The organism is Shewanella sp. SG44-6 (genome assembly GCF_014164185.1).
Classification (GTDB): domain Bacteria; phylum Pseudomonadota; class Gammaproteobacteria; order Enterobacterales; family Shewanellaceae; genus Shewanella; species Shewanella vesiculosa.
The window spans coordinates 1-9,504 of sequence record NZ_JACJER010000151.1; the positions used below are offsets into that span (position 1 = coordinate 1).

Consider the following 9,504-nt stretch of genomic DNA (forward strand, 5'->3'; position numbering starts at 1 on the left):
ATGGTTGGTCCGGCGATTGTCAGTTATTTATTGATAACAGGCGTGTCGTGGAAGTATCTGTATTTTGGTGCTGGGGCGTTTTGTTTAATATTATGTTGGTTAGCTTATAAGGCTGAATACCCGCAACTTAAGCGCTCATCTACTCAAAATATTAATCTCGCCAGTACGTTTAGCATGATGAAAAACCCTTATGCATTAGGCTACTCTTTAGCGATTGGGCTTTATGTTGCTACTGAAGTGGCTATTTATGTTTGGATGCCGACGTTATTACTCAACTATGAAGGTGAGTTGGCATTAATCGCAACGTATGCGTTAACTATCTTTTTCACATTGCGGGCATTGGGACGTTTTCTGGGGGGGTGGATCCTCAATCAATTCAGTTGGCAACAGGTGATGTTTTGGTTCAGTCTGGCAATTAGCTTATGTTATTTAGGCGCTATGGTGTATGGCATTTCGGCTGCGGTTATTTTATTGCCTTTATCAGGTTTGTTTATGTCTATGATGTATCCGACATTAAATTCTAAAGGGATCAGCTGTTTCCCGGTTGATCAACATGGTTCGGTTGCTGGGGTCATTTTATTCTTTACTGCACTTTCTGCTGCATTAGGTCCCTTGTTAATGGGACTGGTAGGCGACATATTTGGTCATGTTAAATACGGGTTTTATTTAGCCACCGGCTTTGCATTTATGTTGTGCGTTTTGGCAGCATACAATCTGTTTCGTGACCCCTCAGGGCATTTGTTAACCGCTGACGTTAAATAATCAACAACTACTATTATAAATATTTAATCTATTAAACATCTACTTAGATGTTTTTTTAATCCAGTTAACGATAATTGAACATAAATTGTACTTGCAATTTACTATTTAGTTGCTAACTTGTAACTTAATCGATTAAGTAAAAGGTTTAAGTTTAGCGCCTTGATTAGCTATTGAGATAGTTTGGGGCTTAGTTCGATTGATGAATATATTACTGATGTTGTTATGGGGAGATAAGACAACATCAATACACTCTATGTGGGGACATAAAAATGATAAAAAGCACATCTAAAAAATTTGTATTGAGTACGCTAGCTGTGATGGTCAGTTCAAGCTTGTGGGCTGCTGACACTGACACGGTGGAAACTAAAAAAGACGCCATTGGTCTTGAGCGCATTGTGGTAACGGGTGTCGCACGTGGTACACGTGTAATGGACTCGAGCGTGTCAGTGAGCAGTGTGTCACCAGAAGATTTAGCAATTAGCTCACCTCGTTCATCAGCCGAAGCGTTCCGTATTATTCCGGGCATGAAGGTTGAATCGACTGGTGGTGAAGGTAACGCCAACATTGCAGTACGTGGTTTACCAGTTGCCTCTGGTGGAGCTAAATTCTTGCAAATTCAAGAAGATGGCTTACCTATTTTACAGTTTGGTGATATTGCATTTGGTAATGCGGATATTTTCTTACGTATTGATTCTACAACACAAACTATTGAATCAATCCGTGGTGGTTCAGCCTCAACAGCTGCCAGTAACGCACCAGGCGGTATTATTAACGTCATTAGTAAAACGGGCACCAGTGATGCTGGCAGTATTTCGTCTACTGTGGGTCTTGATTACGATACTTTGCGTACTGATTTTGAATATGGCGCAAGCATTAATGACTCAATGCGTTTTCATATTGGTGGCTTTGTGCGTACCGGTGATGGTCCGCGTGATCCTGGTTACACCGCGAACAAGGGTGGCCAAATTAAAGCTAACTTAACCAAAGAATTTGATTCTGGTTATGTGCGTTTATATGTAAAGCACTTAAATGATAAGAGCATTGGTTATTTGCCGATGCCAATGTATTCAGATGGCAGTTCAATACCTGGATTTGATGCCCAATCTGATACGGTTCATTCGGCTAACATGTTATCAACCCTGCGCTTAGATGCTGACGGCAATATCAGCCGTGGTGATATGCGTGATGGTATGAATCCGATTGTGAATTCAGTTGGACTAGAAGCTTCATTTGATTTAGGCGATGACTGGTTAGTTGAAAACCGTTTCCGCATCTCGGATGTTAGCGGTAATTTTATGTCGTTAATGCCTGCCGAAGTGGCTAACAGCTCGAGTATTGCTGACAGTATTGGTGGCAGCGGATCATCACTGATTTATGCTAATGGTGCCAAAGCGGGTCAAGCATTTGATAGTGATTTAGCTATGCGCGTACACAGTTTTGATGTGACCATGAATGACTTTGGTTCTATCGTCAATGACATGAAATTAACCAAGACGTTTGATGATTCTAATGTCACTTTTGGTTTTTATACTGCCACGCAAAATATCAATATGACTTGGATGTGGAACTCTTATTTGATGGAAGTGCAAGGCGATAATGCCGCGCTTTTAGATGTGGTCGGTGCCGATGGCACTGAGTACTCAGATAATGGTTTATACGCTTATGGCGTGCCTTACTGGGGCAATTGTTGTCAACGCAACTATGATTCAGACTACACTATTAAAGCACCGTATATTGCTGCGTCATCTAAGTTCGGCGATTTATCATTAGACGGTAGCGTGCGCTATGACTCTGGCGATGCCAGTGGTTACTATGCGGGTAATGTGCAATCACAAGTGGATATGAACCGTGATGGGGTGATTTCTCAACCTGAGCTAAGTGTGTCGTCAATTGATAATGCTAACCCACAACTAGTGAATTATGACTGGGGTTACCTGTCATATTCATTAGGTGCTAACTATCAAGTATCTGAAGATTTAGCCGCATTTGGTCGTATCAGTCATGGTGGTCGTGCCAATGCTGACCGTTTGTTGTTTGGTAAAGTGAATGCTGATGGTTCAGTTTCTGACGAAGACTCTGTGGATGAAGTCGACCAGTACGAAGTGGGTGTGAAGTATCGTTACGATAGCGTGTCGCTATTTGCCACGGCGTTTTACTCTGAAACAGAAGAGCAAAACTTTGAAGCCACTAGCCAAATATTCTTTGACCGTAAATATGAAGCCAAAGGGATTGAGTTAGAAGGTGCTTATTATGTTGGTGATTTTGATTTTCGCGGTAACGTAACCTGGACCGATGCTGAAATTGTTAAAGATGCCCTTAATCCAAGTGTAATTGGCAACACACCTCGTCGCCAAGCTGATTTTATTTACTCGCTAATGAGCCGTTATAACTTTGATAAAGGCTCTGTTGGGGTCAATTTGATTGGTACCACTGAGTCTTATGCTCAAGATAATAATGACCTAAGTTTTGATGGTTATACTCAAGTCAATGCGTTTGCATCTTACCAGTTAACCAATGCGTTATCCGTCGCGCTTAACGTCAATAACTTGTTTGATACTGTGGGTATTACCGAAGCTGAAGAAGGTTCGGTACCCGATAACAATATCATTCGTGCCAGAACCATTAACGGTCGTACAACCAGCGCCACGGTTAAGTACGAGTTTTAATCGTTTATTGTCATAACCTTAGTTGTAATAGTATTAGTTGTATTAGTTTTTAGAAATCCCTGTTAACAAGCCCATGCAAATGGGCTTTTTTTTGGACGTTTTATATGAGTACATTATTGAGTTTTGGTGAAGTATTAATTGATTTACTTCCGGTGGGCCATTCTGGTTTGGTTCACGAGCCTATCCCTGGCGGCGCGCCTGCCAATGTCGCTTTGGGTTACGCTAAATTAGGTGGTAAGAGTCTTTTTGCTGGTGGCATTAGTGCTGACGATCATGGCCAGTTGTTAACAAATACACTGGTAGAACAAGGTGTTGATGTTAGTTGTTTAGCATTAATACCAGATGCTGCTACTGCCACAGTGTTAGTTAGTTTGGATGCGCAGGGGGAGCGGTCGTTTAGCTTTAATCGGCAGAACACTGCTGACATGCTATACCGTGAAGCTGATTTTGATGCTATCGACTGGTCAAAAATTGATATTTTTCATCTTTGTTCTAATACCTTTACTGAAAAGGCTATTTTCAATGCCAGTCTTTATGGTGCTAAAAAAGCGCATAAGGAACAAGCATTAGTCAGTTTTGATGTTAATTTACGCTTGTCATTATGGCAAGACACTCGGTTGTTATCAGCCCGTGTGGAGCAATGCTTTCGTTATACTCACGTGCTTAAAATGAGTAAAGAGGAAGCATTGTATTTGGCTCAGGAGCGTGGGGCATCATTTGACGAATATTTAGCATTCTGTATTGGACAAGGGGTGAGGTTAATTTTGGTCACCAATGGCCCAGAGACCATTTTATGTCACAGCGCTGAATTTTCCTTTGAGTTGCCGGTGCCTAAAATTGTCGCCACAGATACTACAGCCGCCGGAGATAGTTTTGTTGCGGGGTTCTTATATGAACTTGGCAGTGATGAAGGATATTTAGCGCCAGAGCTTTTAGTGCAAAAATTGCTTAATCGAGTGAAGGTTCAAACTGCTGCTGAGTTTGCGATTAAGTGTGGTGCGATAACGTGTGCGAAAAAAGGCGCATTTCCTGCGTTGCCCGTTTGGTCACAAGTGCAATAATGGATCAAGTGGGTGTAGAGTAGCGTTATTAGTCATAAAAAGAGGTCACCCTAAGGTGACCTCTTTTGGGTTATCATTGAATCAATAACGTGGTTAATCTTGGGTTATGCTTGATTCAGCTAATTCGGTTTTATTTTTGCCACGTTTTGCGAGGGCATAATAAAACAGTGGCGTTAAAATAAGACCAAAAATAGTTACCCCAATCATGCCAGAGAATACCGCAACACCCATTGCTTGACGCATTTCTGAACCTGGTCCGCTAGAAAACACCATAGGTACCACACCCATAATGAAGGCTATCGAGGTCATTAAAATAGGTCGTAAACGTAAGCGGCCGGCTTCAAGTATGGCCTCTAATGGTTCCATGCCATCATCTTGTAACTCTTTGGCAAACTCAACAATGAGAATGGCATTTTTGGTTGCTAGCCCCACCAGGACAATTAACCCAATCTGGGTAAAGATATTGTTATCTCCACCGTAGATAAGAACCCCTGTTAATGCCGACAATAGCGTCATTGGAATAATCAGAATAATGGCTATAGGTAAGCTTAGGCTTTCATATTGCGCGGCTAAAACCATAAACACTAACAAGATAATTAATGGATAAATATACGCGCCCGCATTACCTGCCAGGATCTGTTGGTAGGTGAGTTCAGTCCACTCGTACGTCATGCCATTAGGTAAGGTTTCAGCTAAAATCTTTTCAATGGCAGCTTGTGCTTCACCGCTACTAAAGCCAGGTGCAGCACCACCATTGAGTTCGGCTGTGGTAAAACCGTTGTAATGCATCACTCGGTCTGGACCAGATGAATTGGTGACATTAATAAATGAACCAATAGGCACCATTTCACCTTGGTTGTTACGTACTTTTAGTTGGGCGATTTGTTCAGGCGTTTGTCTAAACTGCTCATCTGCTTGTACGTTAACTTGATAAGTGCGACCAAATTGGTTGAAGTCGTTGGCGTAAACCGAACCCATGTATCCCTGCAGGGTGGAGAACAATTCGTCTAACGACACCGATTGCTGTTTGGCTTTGGTGCGATCAATATTCACTTCAAGTTGTGGCACATTGACTTGATAACTCGAGAATACTCCTGCTAACTCAGGCGTTGCCCATGCTTTTTGCATCACTTGCATGGTCACTTTATACAACTCTTCGTAACCGTAATTAGCACGATCTTGAATTTGTAATCTAAAGCCACCAATGGTGCCTAAGCCTTGCACTGGCGGTGGCGGGAAAATCGCAATAAATGCGCCGTTAATCGAGGCGAATTTTTGATTTAACGCGGCAGCAATAGCACCTGCCGATAATGATGGATCTGTGCGATCGGCAAAGTCATCCAGCGGGGTAAACAAAATGGCGCTGTTAGTGCTATTGGTAAAGCCATTAATGCTTAAACCTGGAAAGGCGACAGCATGGGCAACACCTGGTTGATCTAGTGCAATACGCGACATTTCTTTCACGATAGCTTCGGTGCGATCTAATGATGCAGCATCAGGTAACTGAGCAAAGGCGATAAGATATTGTTTATCTTGCCCTGGTACATAACCTGTTGGAGTGCTTGAGAATTGTAAACCAGTTAAGCCGACTAAACCGATATACAAAATACCAATGACAGCGCCAAAACGAATGATTTTTTTAACTAACCAGCCGTAACCGTCAGACATACGCGCAAACATGCGGTTAAACGGTTTAAATAACCAGCCGCCTAGCAGTTTATCCATACCACGGGTCAGCAGATCTTTTTTCTCGTGATGACCTTTAAGCAATAATGCCGATAAAGCAGGGCTAAGGGTTAACGAGTTAATTGCCGAAATAAAAGTGGATATGGTAATGGTTAGCGCGAACTGCTTATAAAACTGCCCAGTTAAGCCTGACATAAACGCAGTAGGAATGAATACTGCTGCCAATACCAATGTGGTGGCAATAATTGGACCGGTAACTTCTTTCATTGCCTTTTGCGTGGCAGCAACGGGTGATAATCCGTCAGAGATATTTCGCTCAACGTTTTCAACTACCACAATTGCATCATCGACCACGATACCAATCGCCAGCACTAAGCCAAACAGTGATAAGGCATTTAATGAGAAGCCCATTAGGTGCATAAAGGCGAAGGTACCCACAAGTGATACCGGAACCGCCACTAATGGAATAATGGATGCGCGCCAGGTTTGTAAAAACAGTACTACTACTAATACAACCAGCAATAATGCTTCGACCAGTGTCTGTACCACAGCTTTAATTGAGCCACGCACAAACACCGTTGGATCGTAGACGATGTCGTAGGCTAAGCCTTCTGGGAATGACTTAGACAGTTCTGCCATTTTAGAACGAACATCATCAGATATTTGAATTGCGTTAGAGCCTGATGCTTGGAACACTGGTAATGCAGCAGCGTCTTTATTATCTAGCATTGAGCGCAGGGCATAAGTCGATGCACCTAATTCCACCCGGGCAACATCTTTTAAACGAGTGATCTGACCTTGATCGCCCACTTTAACAATAATGTCCTCGAACTCTTCAACATTGGATAAACGACCTTTGACGTTAATCAGTAATTGGAAATCACTGTCGCCACTTGGTTGTGCGCCTAAACTGCCAGCTGCTGCTTGTTGGTTTTGCTCACGAATAGCAGCAACAATATTACTCGGTGACAAGCTTAAGGCGGCCACTTTATTAGGGTCTAGCCACACGCGCATGCTGTAATCGCCGGCGCCAAACACGCGCACAGCTCCTACACCGGTAATACGGGCTAATTCATCTTTGACTTTCAATACCGCATAGTTAGACAGGTATAACATGTCATAACGGTCATCTGGTGAGGTTAAATGCACCACCATGGTTAAGCTTGGTGATGATTTTTCAGTGACTATGCCTAAGCGTTGTACTTCTTCTGGTAGCCGTGGTTTTGCTCGCTCAACACGACTTTGCACTTGGGTTTGAGCTAAATCAACATCAGTACCAATTGCAAAGGTGATGGTTAGCGTCATGCGGCCATCAGACGTGGCTTGAGAAGACATGTACAACATGTTTTCGACGCCGTTAATCTCTTGCTCTAGCGGGGATGCAACCGTTTCAGCAATGATTTTAGGGTTAGCACCTGGGTAGTTTGCCGTAACAACCACGGTAGGTGGTACTACTTCTGGGTATTCGGTAATGGGTAATTGCCATACTGCTAGTGCGCCTGAAATAAAGAACAGCAGCGACAAAACAGCGGCAAAAATTGGTCTTTTAATAAAGAATTGAGACAACATTATGTAGTTTCCTTAACCCTGACTTGCGTCATCAGCAACACGTGCTGTTAATGGCTGGTTATCGAGGAGGCGTTGTGCTTGATGTAATGCTTCTAATTTTTCGCTATCAGCCATGTCGGTTAGGTTTGGCTCAATAGTGACATTAGGGCGCACTTTCTGCAGACTGTTTACCACTATGGTGTCGTTAGGTGATAAGCCAGCAGTAATAATACGTAAGCCATGAAGTTTTTCACCTAGGCTGACACTTCGATATTCAAGGGTGTTTTTGTCATTTACCAGCAGAACAAACTTGTTATTTAAGTCGGTAAAAATGGCTTTGTCGTCAATTAAAATACTGTCGTATGACTCACTACCAGCAATGCTGATACGGGCAAATAAGCCGGGTAATAATTGATTTTCTTGGTTGGCAAAGTTAGCTCGAACCCGAATAGTACCAGTTTGCTGATCAACGGTATTATCGACAAAGTCGATCACACCTTGATGATTAAAGCTGGTTTCATTTGCCAGAGCCATAACCACAGCGTTGTTACCTAAACGTGGATTTTGACGTTTGTTCTCAAACGATAACGCGGCATATTTTAAATACGTTTGCTCATCGATATCGAAATAAGCATACATATGCGATGTAGAGACTAAACTGGTGAGGTGCGTTTGACCCGCAGTGACATAGTTGCCTGCCGTTTCATTAGCATATGACACTCGACCAGTAATAGGTGCGGTAACCTGGGTATATTCAACGTTAAGTTGGGCACTAGTTAATGCTGCTTTAACTGACGCAACCGCTGCTGCAGTTTGATGCATGTTAGATCGGCGAGTATCAATCAGCTCTTCTGAAACTGCTTTTTGATGAAACAGTTTATTGGCTCGCTCATAATCATTTTCAGCAAGTTGATTAGCTGATATTGCACTGGTTAATTCTGCTTTAAGACGCTCATATTCAGCAGTAAAAACCCTCGAGTCGATGGTAAATAACACATCACCTTTTTGAACCAGTGCGCCTTCTTTAAAGTTAATCGATTCAATATAGCCTGATACTCTAGGGACTAAGGTCACTTTTTCAGGAGCTTGTAAGCGTCCGGTAAATTGATCCCACTCGGTAATGCGCTCATAAAGCACGTTAGCTACGTCTACTTTAGGCGCTGCAGGTGTATTCGCCTGTTGTGCAGGTTGTTCTCCACACGCCACTAATAGCAATGCCGTTAGGCTAACTAGTAAAGTGATTTTAATTGATTTTAACGTCTTCATGGTGCGGTCCTTTAATCAATAGCATTTACGTTTTTTCAGCAGGCTGTAGGGTGCGTTATATTGGTATACGAGTTTATTTTATACCGATAGGTATAAAATGTTCTGTACCGAACGGTAATATATAGATTAAAATAACCCTGTCAATGACTTTTGTACCGATAGGTATTAAATTATTTTGACAAGAGGTTCAATAAGCGGGAAAATAAAGTAACATCACTATTTGTAAGGTGATTTGTTGCGATGAAATAGCGTTAATCAATACTTGTTAAATTGTTATAGTTGCGACTAATCTGCATAATATTAACCCTGATGTGGCTTAATATTAAGCTAAAGTATGCGGGTTGTTTGTCATAAAAGTTAGTTAAGTTTTTGATAAATAAAGCTCCGTTAATATAAATCGATAGCTTTTAAAAATAGCTGCTCTTTATTACCAAATGCGGCATACAAGCTAGGCTTCTTGATCCCCATCGCCTCGGTGAGCTCGTTTAAAGAAGTTCCTTCATATCCATGACGCC

Annotated in this window: 5 protein-coding genes and 1 pseudogene; 3 read left to right on the plus strand and 3 right to left on the minus strand. The window is 42.2% G+C overall.

The annotated features are described in order from the left end of the window. From H5185_RS19125 to H5185_RS19135, 3 genes are all read left to right on the plus strand, one after another. A partial coding sequence (locus H5185_RS19125) for a sugar MFS transporter (protein ID WP_182742891.1) occupies positions 1–762 on the plus strand: 762 nt, incomplete at its 5' end. Positions 763–1,031: 269 nt separating this feature from the next. Next, positions 1,032–3,428 (plus strand): TonB-dependent receptor domain-containing protein, encoded by a 2,397-nt coding sequence (locus tag H5185_RS19130; protein ID WP_182742892.1) that lies wholly within the window; start codon positions 1,032–1,034, stop codon positions 3,426–3,428. Positions 3,429–3,532: 104 nt separating this feature from the next. Further along, positions 3,533–4,489, plus strand: coding sequence for a carbohydrate kinase (locus H5185_RS19135; RefSeq protein WP_182742893.1), 957 nt, complete (start codon positions 3,533–3,535; stop codon positions 4,487–4,489). A 93-nt stretch (positions 4,490–4,582) separates the two neighbouring features. Here the strand turns inward: H5185_RS19135 and H5185_RS19140 are convergent, their stop codons facing one another. The 3 genes and pseudogenes from H5185_RS19140 to H5185_RS19150 form a co-directional block, all read right to left on the minus strand. Further along, positions 4,583–7,747, minus strand: coding sequence for a multidrug efflux RND transporter permease subunit (locus tag H5185_RS19140; RefSeq protein ID WP_235781975.1), 3,165 nt, complete (start codon positions 7,745–7,747; stop codon positions 4,583–4,585). A gap of 9 nt (positions 7,748–7,756) precedes the next feature. Further along, positions 7,757–8,989 carry an efflux RND transporter periplasmic adaptor subunit gene (locus tag H5185_RS19145; protein WP_124016649.1) on the minus strand — a complete coding sequence of 411 codons (1,233 nt, stop codon included), beginning with the start codon at positions 8,987–8,989 and terminating at the stop codon, positions 7,757–7,759. 390 nt (positions 8,990–9,379) lie between these two features. Beyond that, positions 9,380–9,504 (minus strand): annotated as a pseudogene (locus tag H5185_RS19150) (TetR/AcrR family transcriptional regulator); the annotation flags it as partial.